We start from the raw sequence: 20,458 nt of genomic DNA, 5'->3' as shown, positions 1-20,458 counted from the left end.
CGCACGCGCTGATCACCGAATACCGCTACGACTGCCAGCACCGGTTGATCGGTATCACTCAACCCAACGGGCGGACGGCCATCTACCGCTATGACCCGTTTGGGCGACGGATCAGCAAAACCGTTGATGGCATCACCACGGAGTTTTTCTGGCAGGGCGAAAAGCTGATTGCCGAGCACCACGCGAACCGTCACCGCAGCTACCTCTACGAACCTGACAGCTTCCGCCCGCTGGCCCTGCTGGAAGGCTTTGGCCCGAAGGCCACCAAGCCCTACCACTACCAACTCGACCACCTGGGCACCCCGCAGGAACTGACCGCCCCGGATGGCGAAATCGTCTGGTCCGCCCACTACTGCGCCTACGGCCAGATCAGCCGTCTCGATAAAGGCAAAATCGACAACCCGCTACGTTTTCAGGGTCAGTACTTTGACCAGGAAAGCGGGCTGCACTACAACCGCCATCGCTACTACAATCCGGATATTGGTCGCTATCTGACGCCGGACCCGGTGAAGCTGGCCGGTGGGATTAACAGTTACCAGTACGCGCCCAATCCAACGGGGTGGGTAGATCCGCTGGGACTAAGTTGTAAGAGTGGTGCGTGTCCTGGTAAAAACGTTGATCCCAATCAAAAGAAAGAGGTATCCGAAGGAGTCTTACACAAGCATGAAAATTCTGGCGGGCACCTGATTAGGAAACACGTAGAACAGACCGATGCGCAATTAGTTGAAAGGCTTAATACGGAGCCGCACGTACCAGCGGCATCGACATTCAGAACACTAGAGGAAGCGGAAGCTATTGTGTCTATAAGTTTGGTCTCTCGCCAGAAGGAGATTTCCAAATTTCTAGCAGGAACAAAAAACAAACATATTATTAGAGAACACTCCACCCAAACAGTGGGATTGAGCGTTATAAGAGGTACAACAGAGTCGATTCCTGTCTATAAGTTTATGTTAGTTTTGATTCGAAAATCTGAAATGCCAGACGGCTACCTATTACTGACTGGATATCCAATAGAAAAATGAATAACCAACTCACTGAACTTCAGCAATTCTTTGGCGCCTATTTTAACCAAGACTGGCCAGAGGATCATGCCTCAGCCGACGAGGTCATTGACACCTTTTTACTAGACTCATCGAAAGAAGTTATCTCTGCGGTAAGGCGTGAAATCCTGGATCTAATTGCCTCTTACAAAAATGAGTCAGACTTTCAAGACAACCTGCTGCACGAGCAATATTGCTACTATTACTACCCCAGTCAATGGGCATCCGGACCACTATGGCTAAACCATATTGTTCGCAAGTTCGATAACTACTTACTCGAAAAGTAAAACCAAGCCGTATTCATCCAGGGAAAGCAGTGAAGCGTTTAAATCTGATCACCGCGAGCGTGCTTGCTCACGTTGGGCCGCGAAGCGGCCCCAGTGCAAGTAAATCAGTATTTGTCGATTCTGGGGCTGCTGCGCAGCCCCACGCAGGGCAAGCCTGCTCACCACAAAAAGAGAGTCACTCAGCGGAAAATCAGCGCTTCGACAGCTCCATAATCATCCGGCTCAGCAGATAAATACGCGGCGCTACGCTTTCCACTTCCGCGTATTCCTCCGGTGTGTGGATATTCCCGCCGACGATCCCAAACCCATCCAGTGTCGGGGTGCCCACGCCGGCGGAAAGACTCGCATCCGCCGCGCCGCCGCTGCCTTCAATTGTCAGCTTCTTGCCCAATTCCCCGTAGATGCCCTGGGCAATCGCGACCAGTTTGTCCGACTCCGGCGTCTGCGGCATCGGTGGCAGGCCCCGCAACAGGCTGGTCTTCACTTCGGTGTCGGGGATCAGTTTGTTCGCCGACACTCGCGCGAGGTCTTTTTCGATCCGATCAAACTCTTCCGGCAGCGCCGCGCGTACATCCGCCTTGGCTGTGGCTTGGTCGGGGATGACGTTGACGCGGTCGCCGGCCTTGAGCACGGTGAAGTTGATGGTGGTTTTCTTCTCTTCGTCGCCCAGCTTGCCCAGTTGCAGGATCTGGTGCGCGGTTTCCATGGCGGCGTTGCGCCCCAGTTCCGGGGCGACGCCGGCGTGGGCGGCCTTGCCTTTGACTTCAACCACGGCGGTGGCGCTGCCTTTGCGCCATACCACCAGGCCATCCGCCGGGCGCCCGGGTTCGAGGTTGAGGGTCACGTCGTGGGCCTTGGCGGTTTTGCGGATCAGGTCCGAGGCGGCGTCGGAACCGGTTTCTTCGCTGGCGTCGAGCAGGAAGGTGATTTGCGCGTAGTCCTTGAAGCCCTGGTTTTTCAGGACCTTGAGCGCATAGATGCCGGCGACGATGCCGCCCTTGTCATCCATCACGCCCGGGCCATAGGCGCGGCCGTCCTTGATATGGAACGGGCGCTCGGCGGCCGAGCCTTCCTTGAACACGGTGTCCATGTGTGCCATCAGCAGGATCCTGGCCTTGCCGGTGCCCTTGAGGGTGGCGATCACATGGCTGTTATTGGCGGCCTTATCCGGCACCAGCTCAATCGTGAAGCCCAGTTGCTTGAGTTCATCAACGGCGATGTCGCGCACTTGGGTCAAGCCCGGCTCGTAGCCGGAGCCCGAGTCGATGTTCACCAGGCGTTCCAGCAGTTTCAGGGCCTCGGCCTTGTACTGTTCGGCGTCTGCCTGGATCTGTTTGTGAGGTTCGGCACTGTAGGCCGGCATCGCGAAGGACAAGGCCAGGGTGGCGGCCAGGAGGGTACGTGGAAAGTTGAAGAGCATGGACCGATCCTTGTTTTTTATTGGGAGGTGCCGCCACACCCTACCCCACTAGATCGATCGCAACCAACTCCCTTGTACGGAACTGACGCGGTTACGCCCACTGCTCTTGGCCTCGTACAACGCCTGGTCGGCGTCGTTCAGCCAACTGGTGGAATCGGCGTGGGCCGAATGATACGGCGCCAGGCCGATGCTCAGGCTGACACGCAGGGTCGGGTCCTGGGCGTAGGCCAGCGCATTGAAGCGATCACGCAAGGCGTCCATGACTTCGGTCGCGCGGTTGAGCGGCATGTCCGGCAGGATCACGCAGAATTCGTCCCCGCCATAGCGCCCGGCCAGGTCAGTGGCGCGCAGGTTCTGGCGCAGCACCTTGCTGAGTTGGCGCAGGACGATATCGCCGGTGACATGCCCGTAGGTGTCGTTGATGACTTTGAAATGATCAATGTCGATCAACGCAATCGCAGCGCCCTGTTGCTCGCGGCGGCAGCGTTGGAATTCGATTTCCAGGTGGTCTTTCCAGGCGCCGTGATTGAGCAGGCCGGACAGGCTGTCGGTGCGGCTCAACGCCAGCAGCTCGCGCTTGTGGCGGGCCAGCGTCACCGCCTGGCGATAGCAGATCCAGCCGAGGGCCAGCGGGTACAGCATCAGGATCGGCAGGCACGCGTAAAGCTGGGTCTCGGTGGTCACCGCAATAAACGCCGGGGTCAGGATCAGCAGCGAGCTGCCAATACCCAGTGCCTGCGCCACCCAGCCCGCGAGCATGAAACGCGGGCCGCCGATGGCCACGTTGTTCATGGTCATCATCGACAGCGTGGTCACGCTGGGCAGTGGATTGAAGTGCATGGCGCCGACCCAGAACCCACCGCAAAAAGAATCGAACAACAGGTTGCGGCGTTCACTGCGCAGCGTTTGGGCGCTGCGCAACGAGAGTTGAAAGGCCAGGTGCGGCCACACGAATGCGTTGATCAGCATCCAGGCCCACAGCCATGCAGGTGGGTTCAGCGGATACATGCCGAACACCACGCAGACGAAACCGAGCGTCAGCCCCAGGGTACGGGATTTGTACAGCCGTGAAGCGAGCGGAAGTCCGTTTCCTTCTGCAGCTGACATGGTGGGGTGAGATCCTGGAGGAATGCCTGGAGTCTATCAGGGCACGGGCAGATCGCCACTACCGCTCATAAGGCTGTCACCGTCAGTGTGCAAAGCCACGCGCCAGCATCAGCGCCACCCCCAGCAGCAATGCTGCCGTGACCCGCTGCAACAGCACTCGGCGCCGGGGATTTTCCAGCAGGTGCTTGATGCGTTGACCGAAGTAGCAATACAGGCAGCCGCTGGCAAATTGCAGCAGCAGAAACGTCAGCCCGAGGATGGCGATGTCCGTCATCGAGCTGTGCTCCCCTGCCCCGGCGAACTGTGGGAACACGGCACTGAACATGATGAGGGTCTTGGGGTTGGAAAACCCGGTGAGCAAACCCTTGCCGAACAGGCCGCGCGCGCCGTCCACGGTGCCCAGCCGGTCTATCGACACACCGCTGCTGGTCCACTGCCTGTAGGCCAGGTAAAGGATGTAGGCCACGCCGACCAGCTGGATTCCTTGGGTGATGGCCTGGTTGCCCTTGATCAATTCCGAGAAGCCCACGGCAAAGACCAGGATCGAAATCAGGTACGCCACACTGGCGCCGAGCTGCGCCGGGAGTGAACTGCGCAGGCCGGCCTTCAGGCCCAGGCTCAACAGCAGCAACGTCATGGGGCCAGGGCTGAAGGTCATGGTGGCGCAAAACAGCAGGAAGTAGAGAAACGAAGAAAGCGTCAATGCGCTGGTCATGGCGTGGACCTTGGATAAGAAGGCCTGCAGTCTAGGCAAGCAGCCGTGTACAAGGCAGGTAAAGTAAGGCCTAATCCTCCCTGACTTTACCGGTAAAATCACCAGCAAACACAAGGAAGATCCATGTTGGTATCCGCCATCGCCTTTGTACCGGGCGTGCCCAAGGTGCAGCAGATCGTCGAGGCGTTCAGCCAGGCCATCGAGCACGGTGAGTGGGCGCCTGGCAGCAAGTTGCCGTCGGTGCGTGAACTGACCCAGGTGCTGGGCGTCAGCAAGTTCACCCTCAATGAGGCGCTGGACCGCCTGCGCGGGCGCAACCTGCTCACCTCCAGCCAGGGCCGTGGTTTTTTCGTGGCGATAGACCGCGTGCGCCCGGCCTCGGCGGCCTGGGTCGAGCTACTGCCCCAGGACCTGCTCAGCGTGTTGCGCCGCCCGCTGGCCACCGCCGGCGGCGATCTGCGCCCCGGCGGCGGCCACTTGCCGGAGGAATGGCTGGACGCCGAGCCGATTCGCCAAGCCATGCGCAGCACCGTGCGTGCGCCCTCGTTGCGCATCGCCGGGCTGGGCACGCCGGCCGGGCTGCTACCGTTGCGCCAGGCCCTGCAACAGAAGCTGCACACGGAAGGCCTGTCAGTGCCGGTGGAACAGATCATCACCACGCCCAACACCGTGCAAGGCCTGGACATGCTCATGCGCCTGCTCGCGCGGCCCGGCGACACGGTGCTGCTGGACGCGCCCTGCTACTTCAATTTCCACGCCAACCTGGCCTTGCATGGGGTCAAGGTGGTGACCCTCGAACGTCGCCCCGACGGTTTCGACTTCACCGCCCTCGAACACCTGCTGGCCGAACACCGTCCCAGCCTGTACCTGACCACCAGCGTGTTGCACAACCCCACCGGCCATTCGTTCAGCCCCAGCCAGGCGTTTCGCCTGCTGCAACTGACCCAGCAGTACCACTGCCATATCGTCGAGGATGACCTCTACGGCGACCTGCACCCCAATCCGCCGCCACGCCTGGCCGCCCTCGCCGGCCTGGAGCAGGTCACCTACCTGTCGGGTTTTTCCAAGATTCTCAGTGCCAACGCCCGCGTCAGCTACGTGGTGGCCGCGCCGCAACTGGCGGCCAACCTGACCAATATGAAATTGATGAGCGGCGGCGTGACTTCGGAGCTGTTCGAGCAGATTGTCTACCGCATGCTCAGCGAAGGCAGCTACGGCAAGCACCGCAAGCGCATGGTCCAGCGTTTGATGGAAGCCGGTGGGCGCGTCGAGCAATGGCTCAAGCGCTGCGGTTGCGAGCTGCCAATGGGGTTTGAAGGCGGGATGTTCATCTGGGCGCGGCTACCTGCCGGAGTCGACGGCGAGCAATTGGCGCAGGCCGCGCTGAAGCAAGGCATGGTGTTGGCACCGGGCACCTTGTTCGGCTACGACCCGGCGCACCGTGATTCGATGCGTTTCAATGTGGCCCACAGTGACGAGCCACGGGTACAGCAGCTGTTCGAACAGTTGCTCAGGGCTTCGCGCGCCCCTTGAGCATGCCGTGATTGACCAGCAGCGTGCGCATCGCATTGCGGGTAATCCCCAGCAAGTCGGCGGTTCGCAGTTGGTTGAAGCCACAGAACGCAAACGCCTCGCGCACGATCAAGTCTTCGATGTCGTGCAGCAAGGTATCCCCCGGCACCTCGAACAGGCGCAGCAGTTGCTCCCGCATCACCTCTTGGGGGATACGCGGCGCGCTGCTGTTGGCACTCGAATGCAGGGCGCTGAGCCCGGCGGAAAACTTCAGGTGGTTGGGCATGATCGGTTTGTCGCCGGCCACCAGCAGTGCCAGGTGCACGACGTTTTCCAGCTCGCGGATATTGCCCGGCCACGGATAATCGAGCAGTGCCTGAGTGGCGGACTCGGAGAGCATCGGCTCGGCGATTTTCAACTTGGCGCTGTACAGCCGGCGGAAGTGCTCCACCAACGGCAGGATATCCAGCGGCCGTTCGCGCAGCGGCAGCACCTGCACCTGGGCAACGTTGATGCGGTAGAACAGGTCGAGGCGGAAATTGCCCGCTTCCACGGCTTGCTCAAGGTCGATGTTGGTCGCAGTGACCAGTCGGATATTGATCTTGATCGGCTTGCGCGAACCGACGCGCACCACCTCCTGTTCCTGCAGCACCCGCAGTAACTTCACCTGCAAGGGCAGTGGCAGGTCGCCGATCTCATCGAGAAACAGCGTGCCGCCATCTGCCTCTTCAAACCAGCCGATGCGCCGCCCGGACGCCCCGGAAAACGAACCGGCTTCGTGACCGAAAAACTCACTCTCGGCAAGGTTCTCGCTGATCGCGCCGCAGTTCACCGGCACAAACGCACCGGTGCGCCCGCTGGCACTGTGGATGTAGCGCGCCACCAACTCCTTGCCGGTACCGGTCTCGCCATTGATCAACACCGGCGCTTCGCTGGGCCCGACACGCTTGAGGTAGTCGAGCAATTGCAGTGAGCGCGGGTCGGAAAACACCAGGGCCTTGGCGCGGATCGACAGCGGATCCTTTTCGCCCTGGGGCAAGGTCAGGATCGGCGTGGGGTGCCCGTGGGGACGGCTCATGAACAATTTCCCGGCGGCAAGGATGGAAGATGAAGCGTGACTGTACTGACTCCTCGTTATAACCGAAAATATTTAAAATTCATTAGCAAATAACCATAAGCCCTAGACGCTGGCTGGCCTGCGATAGCCGCGCATCCCCCTCAGCGACGGTGCGCCAACGAGCGTACACACCGATCACCCAGGCTTTGCACGCCCTGCACCAGCACCACCAGCACAATCACCGTGACTACCATGATCTGGTTGTTGAAACGCTGGTAACCGTAGCGGATCGCCAGGTCGCCCAGCCCGCCGCCACCGATCACTCCGGCCATCGACGAAAAGCCGATCAGCATCACCAGCGTCAAGGTCACCCCGGCCACCAGCGCCGGCAGCGCTTCGGGCAACAGCACCTTGAGAATCACATGCCGGATATCGCCGCCCATGGCCACGATGGCTTCGATGCGACCCTTGTCCACTTCATCCAGCGCGGTCTCGACAATCCGCGCAAAAAACGGAAACGCGCCGATGGTGATCGGTACCACCGCCGCCGTGCTGCCGAGAGTGGTGCCGACGATCAGGCGGGTCAGCGGAATCAGCGCAATCAACATCACCACGAACGGCAACGAGCGCCCCAGGTTGATCACCCCGCCGAGCACACGATTGACCCGTGGCAACGGCAGCAGCCCGCCACGCCGGCTGATAAACAGCAGCACGCCCAGCGGCAGGCCGATCAGCAGGGTGAACCACCCCGCGAGCAGCACCATGTACAGGGTTTCGCCGGTGGCGTTGAGGAGCAATTGCAGGATGTCCTGCCAGTCGGTTTTCATACGGCCCTCACCACTTGCAGGCTGGGGGCGAGCGAACGGCCCAGGCGCGAGGATGGGTCGGCCTGCAATTGCACCAGGCTACCGCTTTCCACCACGCGCCCATCGGCCAGGGACACGGCGCTGTCGCAAATCGCCTTGACCACCTCCAGCTCGTGGGTGATCAGCACGATGGTCACCCCCAGTTGCCGGTTGATGTCGCGCAACAATTCGAGGATCGACGCCGTGGTTTCCGGGTCAAGGGCGCTGGTGGCCTCATCCGACAACAGATACGCCGGACGCGCCGCCAATGCACGGGCGATGCCCACGCGCTGTTTCTGCCCGCCCGACAGCTGCGAGGGAAAGGCCTGGGCCTTGTCGCTCAAGCCCACCAATGCCAGCAACTCGGCGACCCGCGCCGCACGTTCAGGCTTGGGCATATTGGCGATTTCCAACGGCACCGCGACGTTATCCGCCACGTTGCGCGAATGCAGCAGGTTGAAACCCTGGAAAATCATGCCGATGCGCTGGCGTTGCTGGCGCAGTTGCTTGTCGCTCAGTTGCGTGAGGTCCTGGCCGTCCATGAGGATGCGTCCGGAGGTCGGCCGCTCAAGCAGGTTGAGGCAGCGCAGCAAGGTGCTTTTGCCCGCACCGCTGCGCCCGACGATGCCAAAGATCGAACCATCGGCAATCTGCAACGACACGTTATCCAGCGCCGGTGGCTGGCCATCGGCGTAGGTTTTGCTGACCGCCTCGACGACGATCATTCGGCTGCCACCGGGATCACGGAACCGGCGTATTTCTCGCTGATGAACTTGGCCACCGCCGGTGAGCGCAGGTCGTTGGCCAGCTGCTTGATACGCGGGTCTTCGAGCAATTTCGGCGTGGTCACGAGGATATTCGCATACGGATTGCCTTCGGCCTTTTCCAGCCCCAGCGCATCCTTGGCCGGCTGCAACCCGGCTTCCAGGGCGAAGTTGCCATTGATCACCGCCAGGTCCACGTCATCCAGGGCGCGCGGGATCTGCGGCGACTCGATTTCGAGGATCTTCAAGTGCCTGGGGTTCTCGGCGATGTCCTTGGGCGTGGCCTGGTCCTTGGAGGCGTCGTTGAAGCCCGGCTTGAGTTTGATCAAGCCGTTGGCTTGCAGCAGGTACAACGCGCGGCTGAGGTTGGTGACGTTGTTCGGCACGGCCACGGTGCCTTTGTCCGGCACCTGGGCGAGGCTGGTGTGGCGATGGGAGTAGATGCCCAGCGGCTCGATATGCACGGTGGCCGCCACCGCAAACTTCTGGCCGAGCGCCTGCTCCTGGGAATTGAGGTACGGCAGGTGCTGGAAGTAATTGGCGTCGACATCGCCATGCGCGAGCAACTCGTTGGAGTTCACGCCGCTGGGGATCTCGATGATTTTCAGCTTCAGGCCCGGGTCGAGCTTTTGCACGTATTCAAGGATTTGCGCGTGGGGAATCGGGTCGGCAGCCACGCGCAAGGCGTCGGCGGCCGACACGCTGAAAGAGGCCAGCAACGCCGCCAGGGTAAGTGCAGATTTCTTCAACATAGTGATCTCCTGATCAGGCGGACAGTGCGTGGGGAAGCGTGGCGTCGGCGTAGAAACGTCGGGCGACATCGGGGTGCGAGCGCAGGCGGCCCTTGAGGTAATTCCAGCCGACCTCGCGCAGCAACGGATTGCGTGGATCGCTGGTCGGGCCATGGGCGTCGCGCAGCAGCTCTGGCGCCAGTGGGAACACCGGCACCACCGCGTCGAGTTGCGCACCGAGGAAGAACGCCAGCGACAGGCGCTCGCTGCCCAGCGGCGGCGATACCACCCGGTGCACGGTGGCGCGCAGGTAGCCATTGCTGGCCAGTTCCAGCAACTCGCCGATGTTCACCACCAGCGTGTCGGGGCGCGGCGACGCATCGATCCAGCGGCCCTCCTCGACTTCCACCTGCAGGCCGGCCTGGTCCTGCAGCAAAAAGCTCAGGAACCCGGAGTCCTTGTGCGCCCCCACCCCCTGGCGGCTTTGCTGGGCGTGACGACCGGGGTAGCGGATCAGTTTGATGTGCTCGTTGGGCTTGTCGCCGTACAGCGGGTCAAAGGCGTTTTCCGGCAACGACAACGCTTGGGCAAAGGCGCGCAACAGGCGCAGCGCCATCTGCGTCATCGCCTGCTGCCAGCCGAGCACCAGCGGCTTGAGTTGCGGCAAGGCTGCCGGCCATTGATTAGGACCTTGCAGGCGCGCCCAGGCCGCCGGATGGAGGCCCGCATCGAGTGGCTCGCGCTCGGCGCCGACGTCAAATTGCTCGCGCAGGTCCGGCTGCCCGCGAGTGATCTCCGAGGCCGCGCGGTTATAGCCGCGAAAGTGCGGCGAATTGAGCATGCCCACCGCCAGCTTGTCGGCCTCGGGCAAGGCGAAGAACGCGCGCGCCTGCTGCTGCACTTCGGTCAGCAACGCCGGGTCGATCCCGTGACCGGTGAGGTAGAAAAACCCGATATGCCGCGCCGCCAGGCGCAACTCGTCGAGGAACTGCTGGCGTTGCTGCGGGCTGCCATCGAGCTGCGACAGGTCGAGCAAGGGCAACGTGGTGATGGACTGCACGTGGGACATCGGCGGCTCGCTCCTTGAACAGAATCCTTGAGAAGAGTCCAAGCTAAACGATCTTAAAAACCCGCAATAAATATCTTTTTAGAATTAGCTTAGGCAGGTCGACCTACCTTCCGCGCTGGGTTTTTGCTTCGTCGTGTATCTCGCTATCGCCAGATACACTGCAATACAAAGGGCACAAGGCAAGCGCGCCGACACTGGCTAGACTGCCGCCCATGAGTATTTAACGAGGAAGGCAGCATGGACCATGTCGATCACATCCTGATCGTCGATGACGACCGCGAGATCCGCGAACTGGTGGGCAATTACCTGAAAAAAAACGGCATGCGCACCACCGTGGTCGCCGACGGCCGCCAGATGCGCAGCTTCCTCGACACCACCCCCGTCGACCTGATCGTGCTGGACATCATGATGCCCGGCGACGACGGCCTGCAGCTGTGCCGCGAGCTGCGAGTGGGCAAGCACAAGGCCACGCCGGTACTGATGCTCACCGCGCGCAACGATGAAACCGACCGCATCATCGGCCTGGAAATGGGCGCTGACGATTACCTGGTCAAACCCTTCGCCGCCCGCGAGTTGCTTGCACGCATCAACGCAGTGTTGCGGCGCACGCGGATGCTGCCGCCGAACCTGGTGGTCAGCGAAACCGGGCGCTTGATCCGGTTTGGCCGTTGGCGCCTGGACACCACCGCGCGCCACCTGCTCGATGAAGATGACACCCTGGTGGCGCTGAGCGGCGCCGAATACCGCCTGCTGCGGGTCTTCCTCGATCACCCCCAGCGAGTGCTCAACCGAGACCAGTTGCTCAACCTGACCCAGGGCCGCGATGCCGATCTGTTCGACCGTTCCATCGACCTGTTGGTGAGCCGCCTGCGCCAGCGCCTGCTGGATGATGCGCGCGAGCCGGCCTATATCAAGACCGTGCGCAGCGAGGGTTATGTGTTTTCCCTGGCGGTGGAAATTCTCGGGGCCGATCAATGACCTTCAAACTCGGCTGGCCACGCACCCTGGCGTCGCAGTTGTCGCTGATTTTCTTGATCAGCCTGGTGTGTGCCCATGGCCTGTCCTTCAGTGCGCAGTTCTACGAGCGCTATATCAGCGCGCGCACTGCCATGCTCGGCAACCTGGAAAACGACGTGTCGACCTCGGTGGCGATCCTCGACCGCCTGCCCGCCAACGAACGCGCGGCCTGGCTGCCGCGCATCGACCGGCAGAACTACCGCTACCTGCTCAACGCCGGCGAGCCCGGCGAACCGATGCGCAACGATGACATCCCGATGGCCGCCACCTCGATCGCCGAAGCCCTGGGCGAACAGTACGCCCTGACCTTTCGCACGATCCCTGGCCTGCAGAAGCACTTCCAGGCGCACCTGACCCTGGCCGATGGCAACCCGATCACCCTCGACGTACGCCCCGCCGCCCTCCCCGTGGCCTACTGGCTGCCGGTGGTGCTGGTGCTGCAACTCGCGCTGCTGCTGGGCTGCACCTGGTTCGCCGTGCGCCTCGCCATCCGCCCGCTGACCCGCCTGGCTCGCGCCGTGGAGACCCTCGACCCCAACGCCCATCCGACGCCGCTGGATGAACACGGCCCGACCGAAGTGGCCCACGCGGCCGCCGCGTTCAACGCCATGCAGCAGCGCATCGCCGAATACCTCAAGGAGCGCATGCAGATCCTGGCAGCGATTTCCCACGACCTGCAAACCCCGATCACGCGCATGAAGCTGCGCGCCGAGTTCATGGAGAATTCGGCTGATCGCGACAAACTCTGGGGTGATCTGAGCGAGATGGAGCACCTTGTGCGCGAAGGCGTCGCCTATGCCCGCAGCGTGCACGGCGCCACCGAAGCCAGCCACCGCATCCACCTCGACGCCTTCCTCGACAGCCTGGTGTTCGACTACCAGGACATGCACAAGCAGGTAAGCCTCAGCGGCAAAAGTGCGGTGGTGCTCGACACCCGTCCCCACGCGCTGCGGCGGGTGCTGGTCAACCTGGTGGACAACGCCCTCAAGTTTGCCGGCGCCGCACAGCTGGAAGTCGGCTCGACGACCGAGGGCGAGCTGTCGATCAAGGTATTGGACGACGGCCCCGGCATCGCCGAAGACGAACTGCTGCAGGTCATGCAACCGTTCTACCGCGTGGAAAGCTCACGCAACCGTGGCACCGGCGGCACCGGGCTGGGGCTGGCGATTGCCCAGCAACTAGTCGTGGCCATCGGCGGTTCGCTGACCTTGAGCAACCGCCCGGAAGGCGGGTTGTGCGCGCAGATCAAGATCAGCTTGTGAGATGCCCCAGCAGGCGTTGGCTTGCCAGCGCCTACAGAAAATCCGTCAGTTCGCCGCCGTAGACGGCTCCAACTGCCGCTGCGCCAACCAGATCTCTTCCTGCAACCACTGGCTGAACACCTGCAACTGCGGCAAATCCGTCTGCTCCGGCCGCGTCACCAGCCAATAGGACTGATGCCCCTCCACATGCACGTTCAGCACCTGGGTCAACTGCCCCGATGCCAACTCCGCCGCGACCATATGCCAGTCGGCAATGGTGATCCCCAACCCATCGGTGGCCGCGCGAATGGCCAGGTCCAGCAAGTCGAATTCATACCCGCCCTGGGTATCCACACCGTGGATGCGCGCCGCGTCCAGCCAGTGTTTCCAGGTCAGATAACGCTGGTCTTCACTGGCCAGCACATGCAACAAGGTCATGCGGTTGAGGTCCACGCCCTCGTCGCTGCACTCACGGGCATACAGCGACGGCGCGCACACGGCGATATGCCGCTCCTGTATCAGCAGCGAACTGTCGAGGCCATCCCATTCGCCGTTGCCAAACCGAATCGCGCAATCCAGCGTGCTGGTCTGCGCCAGGCTGTCCTGCAAACAGGTGGTGATGCTCAGTTCCAGCTCCGGATGGGCCTCGCGCAAGCGGCCCAGGCGGGGCATCAGCCAGCGGCTGGTGAAGGTCGGCGGCGCGTTGACGTGCAACCGGTTCGAATGGGTTTTCTGCTGGATGCTGCGCACCGTCAACTCGATCTTGTCGAACGACTGGTGCAGCGCGCGCAGCAACACGCGCCCGGCGCTGGTCAGTTCGAGGTGATGGTGACGACGCTCCAACAAGTTCTCGCCCAGTTGCTCTTCCAACTGCCGGACCTGGCGGCTGACCGCGCTCTGGGTCACGTTCAGCAGCTCGGCAGCCCGGGTAAAACTGCCGGTACTGCCGGCCACTTCGAAAGCCTTGAGGGCATTGAGCCCGGGCATTTTGCGTTTCATGGGAAGCACTCGAGGACGACTGACGAGGCGCCAAGCATCCCATGAGCCAGCAGTTTTTTCCTAGCCAACATGATTTTTTGTATCGCGCAGTAACGATCGCCACGCCAGCGGCGCGTCTATCTCGACACACCGCCACCGTCACGCCGACTAACATGCGTTTAAGGAACGTTTAACCGCTGAATTTATCGTTTGTCGATCGTCGCACCGATGACAAAACTGCGGGCATCTCTAATAAAAACAACATGAGAGCAGCCCCATGTCCGATTCCAACGTTTTAGCGACCCTGGACGGTAACGCGCCGCACCCCGCCGTCGAAGCCCTGTGCAATCAGGTGCAAAGCGGCGAGATCAACCGCCGGCAATTCCTGCGCACCGCCGCCCTCCTTGGCATCACCGTGGCCAGCGCCAGCAGCTTTATCGGCTCAGCCCTGCTCGGCAACGATGCCCAGGCCGCCGACGGCACGCCGGCCCGCCAAGGCGGCAGCCTGCGTTTTGCCTGCGCGATCCAGGAAATCCAGGACCCGATGCTGATCACCTGGATCGAAGCGTCGAACCTGCTGCGCAATGCGCTGGAATACCTGACCTGGGTCGACGCCGACAACATCACCCACCCGTACCTCGCCGAAAGCTGGAGCCCGTCCGACGACCTCACCACCTGGACCTTCAACCTGCGCCAGGACGTGAAGTGGAGCAACGGCGACAGCTTCAACGTCGACGATGTCCAGCACAATATCCAGCGCTGGATCGCCGCCGACTCCAAGTCGGTCAACCGCACGGCGTTCCAGGACATCAAGGCCTTCGAAAAAGTCAGCGACTACCAGTTCCGCCTGCAACTCAAGCGGCCGATCCTGGCGATCCCGGAGATGCTCAACGCGTTCACCTGCGCCATGGTCCATCGCAGCTTCAAGGCTGGCGATGACTGGGCCAAGAACCCGCTGGCGACCGGGCCATTCAAGCTGGTGTCATTCGCGGTCAACAAGCAGGCGACGTTCGCCAAGCGCGCCGACTATTGGGGCAAGCCGGCCAACCTCGACGAGTTGCGCTATATCGACATGGGCACCGACGTGTCCACCCACCTTGCCGCCCTGCAGGCCGGCCAGGTCGACGTGCTGTACCGCGTGACCGTGGCCGAACTCGACCTGGCCAAGCGCTTGCCGGGCGCGCAGCTGCTCAGCTGCAAATCCGCGCAGACCGTGGTGATGCGCATGGCCTGCGACCAGAAGCCGTTCACCGATGTGCGGGTGCGCAAGGCCGTGGTGCTGTGCGCCGACAACGCGCAAATGCTCAAGGTCGCCTATCGCGGCATGGGCACCCTCGGCGAGGACCACCACGTGGCGCCCTCTCATCCGGAGTACTTTGCGTTGCCCAAGCGCGAGCGCGACGTGGCGGCGGCGAAAAAACTGCTGGTCGAGGCCGGGTTTGCCAATGGCCTGGACATCGACCTGATCGTCGGCAACACCCAGGGCCGCTATGAGCAGGATTGCGCACAGATCCTGCAACAGAACTGCCTGGAAGCCGGCATCCGCATCAACCTCAAGGTGGTGCCCGCGGCCCAGTACTGGCCGATCTGGGACAAGGCCGCGTTCAGCCTGACCTACTGGGCCCACCGCCCGCTCGGGGTGATGTCCCTGGAGCTGGCCTACCGTGGCGGCGGCGCCTGGAACGAAAGCCACTACCACGACCCGGCCTTTGATGCGGCCCTGGACAAGGCCATGGGCATCATCGACCCCAAGCAACGCGCGGCGGCCATGCAGGACGTCGAGCAGATCCTGCAGGACGCGTGCGTGATCGTGCAGCCGTTCTGGGGCGACAAGTTCACCGCCGTGAGCAAAAAGGTCCAGGGCTTCCAGGTCCACCCCTCCGACTTCTACCCCATGGGCAGTGTCTGGCTGAGCGCCTGATCGACAGGCGCAACACCCCTTCCCATCCCCCCGTCGGAGCGTGCACCTGATGGCTCATTTTCTACTGCGCAAATTGCTGATGCTGCTGGCGACCCTGCTGTCGGTATCGCTGATCGTGTTCCTGGCGCTGGAACTGAATATCGAGGACGTGGCAATCAACGTCCTCGGCCCCTACTCCGCCGCCGACCAGCGAGCCGCGTGGCTGCTGGAACACGGCTATAACCAGCCGTTCGCGTGGCGCTACCTGGTGTGGTTGAAGGATTTCGTCAGCGGCGACTGGGGCACTTCGGTGTACTTTCGCGAATCGGTGCTCAAGCTGCTGCTGCCCAACCTCTGGCAAACCCTGACCCTGGCCGGGCTGGCCTTGCTGGTGATGGTGCCGGTGGCGCTGACGCTGGGCGTCCTCGCGGGGATCCGCCAGGGCTCGCCGGTCGACCGGCTGGTGTCGTTCCTGTCGATCGTCACCACCTCGATCCCGGACTTCGCCAGCGCCGTATTCGTCTCGGCGATCTTTGTGTTCTGGCTCAACTGGCTGCCCGGTGTCAGCAGCATGAGCGACGGCTTCAGCGCCGTGGAACTGGTGCTGCCGCTGATGGTGCTGTGCCTGTTCGGCATCGGCTACCTGGCGCGTATCACCCGCGCGTCGATGGTCGAGGTGATGCAGGCGCCGTATATCCGCACCGCGCGCCTCAAAGGTGCCTCCACTGCTCGCATCGTGCTGCGCCACGCGCTGCGCAATGTGCTGATCGCGCCGGTCACGGTAATCATGCTGTACATCCCCTGGCTGCTGTCGAACGTGATCGTGGTGGAAGTGTTTTTCGCCTACAAAGGCTTCGGCTCGCTGCTCTATACCGCTTCGCTCAACCATGACGTCTACCTGATCGAAGCCTGCGCGATGATCAGCGGCGTGGTGGTGGGCATCAGTAAGATCTTCTCGGACCTCGCCTACACCTGGCTCAACCCGCGCATCACCCTGCGCAGTCTCGGCGGAGGCCGCCCATGAACCTGCTCAAATCCTTCAAGCATCCGCTGGCGCTGCTCGGCCTGCTGCTGGTCGGCGGCTGGGTGCTGATCGCCCTGTGCGCACCATGGCTGGCGCCGCATGATCCGCTGGAAAGCTTCACGCCACTGCTGACCCCACTGACTGCCGGCGATGACGGCGCGCGGTTCCTGCTGGGCACCGACATGATTGGCCGCGACATTCTCTCGCGGCTGATCTGGGGCACGCGCACCGTGCTCTTCTGGTCGATCCTCGCCACCCTCACCGCCTTTGCCGTGGGCATCGCCATGGGCCTGTGCGCCGGTTACTTCAATGGCTGGGTCGACGCGGTGCTGTCGTATGTGGCCGACACCGTGCTGTCGTTCCCGGTGCTGGTGCTGTACATCGTGATCATCATCGCCCTCGGCGCTTCGGCGCTGAACATTCTGATTGCGGTGACCTTCACCAGCGCACCGGCGATCTTTCGCATCATGCGCGCGCTGACCATCGACATCCGCTCGCGCGACTACGTGCTCAGCGCCATCACCCAGGGCGAAGGCTCACTGCGGATCATGCTGGTGGAAATCCTGCCCAACTGCGGCGGGCCGCTGATCGTCGATTTCTGCCTGCGCATCGGCTACACCGCGATCATGATCGGCGCCCTCGGTTTCCTCGGCCTCGGCCTGCCGCCACCGACTCCGGACTGGGGCGGCATGATCAATGACGGCCGCGCCATGGCCATTTCCTTCCCGCACCTGGTGATCTTCCCCTGCATCGCCATCTCCACCCTGATGCTCGGCCTGAGCCTGCTCGCCGACGGGCTGGATGAACACGCGCAGCAAGGCGCAAGGAGTTGAGCATGAGCAGCCAGCAAACTGTATTGCGGGTCGACAACCTGTCCGTCGAACTGCCCAAGGGCGCCGACCGCAGCCACGCCGTGCAAGGCATCAGCCTGGACGTGCGCAAGGGCGAAATCCTCTGTGTGATCGGCGAGTCGGGCTCGGGCAAGTCCGTGCTGTCGGCGGCGATCATGGGCGATTACGCCAAGGGCCTGCGGCATGCCGGTGGGGTCATCGACTTTCTCGGCGAGGATATCTGCCGCCTCGACGACGCGCGCCTGCGGGCACTGCGCGGCAACCGCATTGCGATGATTTTCCAGGAGCCGATGGCCGCACTCAACCCGGCGATTCGCATCGGCAGGCAAGTCGAAGAGATCTTCGACATTCATGCGCCGCAGATGCCCGCCGCTGAACGCCGCGAACGCATGCTTGCGCTGTTGGCGTCCACGCAACTGCCGGACCCGCCGCGCATCGCCAACAGCTTCCCGCACCAGTTGTCCGGGGGGCAATGCCAGCGCGTGGTGATTGCCATGGCCCTGGCGATGAACCCGGACCTGCTGATCGCCGACGAACCCACCACCGCCCTCGACGTGACCACCCAGGCCCAAGTGCTGAAGCTGGTGCGCGACCTGCGTGGGCGCGGGCAGCACGGTATCCTGTTTATCACCCACGACTTTGGCGTGGTGGCGCAGATTGCCGACCGCATCGCGGTGATGGAAGGTGGCCGCCTGGTGGAAATCGGCGCACGCGACCAGGTGCTGAATGCGCCGGCTCATGCCTACACCCGCAAGCTGATTGCGGCGGTGCCGGCGCTGCACCCCGAACTGCATGTGCCGAGCGAGGACGGCGAAATGGCCCTGCGCATCGAGCACCTGACCAAGACCTACACGGTCGGCGGCAGTTCGGTGGCGGCGCTGCGCGATGTGTCGCTGAACCTGCCGCGCGGCAAAACGCTGGCGATTGTCGGCGAATCCGGCTCGGGCAAAAGCACGCTGGTCAAGGCCGCGATCCGCCTGGTGGACAGCGACAGTGGCCATGTATGGGTCGGCGACACCGACTTCCTGGCCCTGCGCGGCGCGGCATTGGCCGCCAACCGCCGGCGTATCCAGATGATTTTCCAGGACCCGTATGGCTCGCTCAATCCCCGCCACCGTGTCGGCGACATCATCGCGCGCGCCGCGCAATTGCGTGGGCTCTCGGCCAAGGATGCCTGGGCCGAAGCCGGCGACCTGCTCGAGCAGGTGGGCCTCAAGCGCGATGCCCTGCAGCGCAAGCCTCGGCAGTTCTCCGGCGGCCAGCGCCAGCGCATCGGCATTGCCCGCGCCCTGGCGATGCGCCCGGAAGTGCTGATCGCCGATGAAAGCGTGTCGGCGCTGGATGTGTCGGTGCAAAAGCAGGTACTGGAATTGCTCGCCACGCTGCAGCAGCAGTTGAACCTGAGCATCCTGTTCATCACCCACGACCTGCGCGTGGCGGCGCAGATCAGCGACCACATCGCGGTGATGCGCCAGGGCGAGGTGGTCGAATACGGCACCGCCGAACAGGTGCTGCTGCGCCCGCAGAACGCCTACACCCAGGCATTGCTGGCCGCTGCTCCCGGCGCGTCGCAATTGCCGGCGGCCGGGCCGCCGCTACGGCTGATCCGCCCCGCCGCGCACTGAGTTGAAACCTTTCCCCGCGTCGCAGCGTTCGCTGCGGCAACGGGCTGCTGTTGCCAAAAATAACTAAAAACGAGAGTAAAACCATGCGACCAACGATGCGCTACTTCACCCTTATCCCTGTGCTCGGCGCCCTCGCGGCGCCGGCCATGGCCGTGCAAGTCACCGACAACCTCGACCTTGGCGGCGCCATCCGGGCACGCTGGGACTACGACCCGGACCGCGACATCCAGAAGTTCGGCCTCGACACCGTGTACCTCAGCGCCAAGTACAACTCCGACAGCTGGATCGGCGAAGCGCAGTACCGGTTCTACGGGCGCTCGTACCCCTACCAGTACACCAAGAACTACGGCGATATCCAGTTCGCCAAGTTCGCCTGGGTCGGCTACAAGTTCAACCCCGAGCAACAGGTGCAAGTCGGCCTCAACACCGTGCCGTTCGGGCTGCAGCCGTACTTCGGCAGCACCTTCTATGAAACCCTCGGCAACGTGATCGGCCTGGAAGACGTGCAGCAGGTCGGTGCCAAGTACGTGCAGCAGACCGGCGACTGGAACGTCCAGGCCGGCTACTACCTGCGCCCGGCCTGGCAAGGCAAAGGCACCAGCAAGGGCGTGACCTATTCCAGCGTGGTCTCCGGCGCCGACAGCTACGTCGCCGACGGCAGCGACAACCAGGAACGCAACACCGTGGTGCTGCGCGTGGCCAAGGCCCTCGACCTGGGCGGCTGGAAGTCCGAAGTCGGCGTGTCCGGCCTGACCTCGACCCTGGAAAACAAAGACACCGGCAACGACGGCCGCCGCAACGCAGTAGCCGTCCACTACCTGGGCAAGAACGGCCCGTGGGGCCTGCAATTGCAGGCAGCGCGCCAACAGATGTCACCGCGCAGCGCCGGCACTGACAGCGTGGTGACGTTGGGCGGTTATGACGGTACCTTCAACGTGGCCAGCCGGGGCAATTTGTATGTGGCGGACCTGAGTTATGACGTCGGCGGCAAGTACCTGTTCGACCAGGTCAGTGGGGTGAAGCTGTATGCCAACTACAGTGCGTTCGATAAATCCGAGGATCAGTTCAAGACCTCGCAGCGGGTGATTCTGGGGACGTCGTTTTCGGTCAGCAAGTTGTGGGTGGCGACGGAATGGTTGATCGGCAAGAACGATCCGTACATTGGTGGGAGCAGCTATACCCAGAGCTTGGGGGCTGGGGGTAGTAACCAATGGGAAAATCAGCTGTACATGAACATTGGGTATTACTTCTAATAGGCGTCGTCAGTTCTGACGC

Annotated in this window: 19 protein-coding genes; 10 read left to right on the top strand and 9 right to left on the bottom strand. The window is 62.5% G+C overall.

What is annotated here, in order from left to right; genetic code table 11:
- Together NTD80_RS20170 and NTD80_RS20165 are read left to right on the top strand one after the other, a co-directional pair.
- On the top strand, window positions 1-1,022 hold a 1,022-nt coding region (locus NTD80_RS20170), incomplete at its 5' end, for an RHS repeat-associated core domain-containing protein (RefSeq protein ID WP_262134699.1).
- Window positions 1,019-1,327 (top strand): contact-dependent growth inhibition system immunity protein, encoded by a 309-nt coding sequence (locus tag NTD80_RS20165; RefSeq protein ID WP_262134698.1) that lies wholly within the window; start codon window positions 1,019-1,021, stop codon window positions 1,325-1,327. The genes NTD80_RS20170 and NTD80_RS20165, both read left to right, overlap by 4 nt.
- A gap of 190 nt (window positions 1,328-1,517) precedes the next feature.
- Here the strand turns inward: NTD80_RS20165 and NTD80_RS20160 are convergent, their stop codons facing one another.
- From NTD80_RS20160 to NTD80_RS20150, 3 genes are all read right to left on the bottom strand, one after another.
- Window positions 1,518-2,747: a M20/M25/M40 family metallo-hydrolase gene (locus NTD80_RS20160; RefSeq protein ID WP_262134697.1), complete on the bottom strand. Its 1,230-nt coding sequence runs from the start codon at window positions 2,745-2,747 to the stop codon at window positions 1,518-1,520.
- A gap of 48 nt (window positions 2,748-2,795) precedes the next feature.
- On the bottom strand, window positions 2,796-3,854 hold the full coding sequence (locus NTD80_RS20155; protein WP_262134695.1) for a diguanylate cyclase: 1,059 nt from the start codon (window positions 3,852-3,854) through the stop codon (window positions 2,796-2,798).
- A gap of 82 nt (window positions 3,855-3,936) precedes the next feature.
- Window positions 3,937-4,569, bottom strand: coding sequence for a LysE family translocator (locus NTD80_RS20150; protein WP_262134694.1), 633 nt, complete (start codon window positions 4,567-4,569; stop codon window positions 3,937-3,939).
- Window positions 4,570-4,692: 123 nt separating this feature from the next.
- Between NTD80_RS20150 and NTD80_RS20145 the strand changes: the two genes are divergently transcribed.
- Window positions 4,693-6,102, top strand: a complete 1,410-nt coding sequence (locus NTD80_RS20145) for a PLP-dependent aminotransferase family protein (RefSeq protein WP_106804091.1) — start codon at window positions 4,693-4,695, stop codon at window positions 6,100-6,102.
- Here NTD80_RS20145 and NTD80_RS20140 read toward each other — a convergent pair.
- The 5 genes from NTD80_RS20140 to NTD80_RS20120 form a co-directional block, all read right to left on the bottom strand.
- Window positions 6,080-7,159: a sigma-54 interaction domain-containing protein gene (locus tag NTD80_RS20140; RefSeq protein ID WP_106804092.1), complete on the bottom strand. Its 1,080-nt coding sequence runs from the start codon at window positions 7,157-7,159 to the stop codon at window positions 6,080-6,082. The genes NTD80_RS20145 and NTD80_RS20140 overlap by 23 nt on opposite strands.
- Window positions 7,160-7,299: 140 nt before the next feature.
- Window positions 7,300-7,965 carry a methionine ABC transporter permease gene (locus NTD80_RS20135; protein ID WP_106804093.1) on the bottom strand — a complete coding sequence of 222 codons (666 nt, stop codon included), beginning with the start codon at window positions 7,963-7,965 and terminating at the stop codon, window positions 7,300-7,302.
- Window positions 7,962-8,708 (bottom strand): methionine ABC transporter ATP-binding protein, encoded by a 747-nt coding sequence (locus NTD80_RS20130; RefSeq protein ID WP_213554544.1) that lies wholly within the window; start codon window positions 8,706-8,708, stop codon window positions 7,962-7,964. The genes NTD80_RS20135 and NTD80_RS20130 overlap by 4 nt, the downstream gene beginning before the upstream one ends.
- Entirely contained in the window at window positions 8,705-9,499 is a 795-nt protein-coding gene (locus NTD80_RS20125) for a MetQ/NlpA family ABC transporter substrate-binding protein (RefSeq protein WP_065906720.1), read from the bottom strand. The genes NTD80_RS20130 and NTD80_RS20125 overlap by 4 nt, the downstream gene beginning before the upstream one ends.
- 13 nt (window positions 9,500-9,512) lie before the next feature.
- A complete protein-coding gene (locus tag NTD80_RS20120) occupies window positions 9,513-10,547 on the bottom strand; it encodes an isopenicillin N synthase family dioxygenase (RefSeq protein WP_262134693.1) in 1,035 nt (344 codons plus the stop codon).
- 237 nt (window positions 10,548-10,784) lie between these two features.
- Between NTD80_RS20120 and NTD80_RS20115 the strand changes: the two genes are divergently transcribed.
- Window positions 10,785-11,525 carry a response regulator gene (locus NTD80_RS20115; protein ID WP_065906718.1) on the top strand — a complete coding sequence of 247 codons (741 nt, stop codon included), beginning with the start codon at window positions 10,785-10,787 and terminating at the stop codon, window positions 11,523-11,525.
- On the top strand, window positions 11,522-12,826 hold the full coding sequence (locus NTD80_RS20110) for an ATP-binding protein (protein ID WP_213554546.1): 1,305 nt from the start codon (window positions 11,522-11,524) through the stop codon (window positions 12,824-12,826). Before NTD80_RS20115 ends, NTD80_RS20110 begins: the two co-directional genes overlap by 4 nt.
- A 45-nt stretch (window positions 12,827-12,871) precedes the next feature.
- Here the strand turns inward: NTD80_RS20110 and NTD80_RS20105 are convergent, their stop codons facing one another.
- On the bottom strand, window positions 12,872-13,804 hold the full coding sequence (locus tag NTD80_RS20105; RefSeq protein ID WP_065906715.1) for a LysR substrate-binding domain-containing protein: 933 nt from the start codon (window positions 13,802-13,804) through the stop codon (window positions 12,872-12,874).
- Between the two features lie 256 nt (window positions 13,805-14,060).
- Here NTD80_RS20105 and NTD80_RS20100 point away from each other — a divergent pair, with 256 nt between their 5' ends.
- The 5 genes from NTD80_RS20100 (at window position 14,061) to NTD80_RS20080 (ending at window position 20,436) form a co-directional block, all read left to right on the top strand.
- Window positions 14,061-15,704: an ABC transporter substrate-binding protein gene (locus NTD80_RS20100; RefSeq protein WP_201144221.1), complete on the top strand. Its 1,644-nt coding sequence runs from the start codon at window positions 14,061-14,063 to the stop codon at window positions 15,702-15,704.
- Between the two features lie 49 nt (window positions 15,705-15,753).
- Entirely contained in the window at window positions 15,754-16,707 is a 954-nt protein-coding gene (locus tag NTD80_RS20095) for an ABC transporter permease (protein ID WP_201144220.1), read from the top strand.
- Window positions 16,704-17,540 (top strand): ABC transporter permease, encoded by an 837-nt coding sequence (locus NTD80_RS20090; protein ID WP_120448432.1) that lies wholly within the window; start codon window positions 16,704-16,706, stop codon window positions 17,538-17,540. The genes NTD80_RS20095 and NTD80_RS20090 overlap by 4 nt, the downstream gene beginning before the upstream one ends.
- Window positions 17,541-17,542: 2 nt before the next feature.
- Window positions 17,543-19,183: a dipeptide ABC transporter ATP-binding protein gene (locus NTD80_RS20085; protein ID WP_262134689.1), complete on the top strand. Its 1,641-nt coding sequence runs from the start codon at window positions 17,543-17,545 to the stop codon at window positions 19,181-19,183.
- 83 nt (window positions 19,184-19,266) lie between these two features.
- Window positions 19,267-20,436: a hypothetical protein gene (locus NTD80_RS20080; protein WP_262134688.1), complete on the top strand. Its 1,170-nt coding sequence runs from the start codon at window positions 19,267-19,269 to the stop codon at window positions 20,434-20,436.
- Window positions 20,437-20,458 lie beyond the last annotated feature (22 nt).

It is taken from the genome of Pseudomonas sp. 13B_2.1_Bac1, from assembly GCF_025466155.1.
Taxonomy (GTDB): domain Bacteria; phylum Pseudomonadota; class Gammaproteobacteria; order Pseudomonadales; family Pseudomonadaceae; genus Aquipseudomonas; species Aquipseudomonas aylmerensis.
This window is presented reverse-complemented; position numbering and strand designations above follow the sequence as displayed.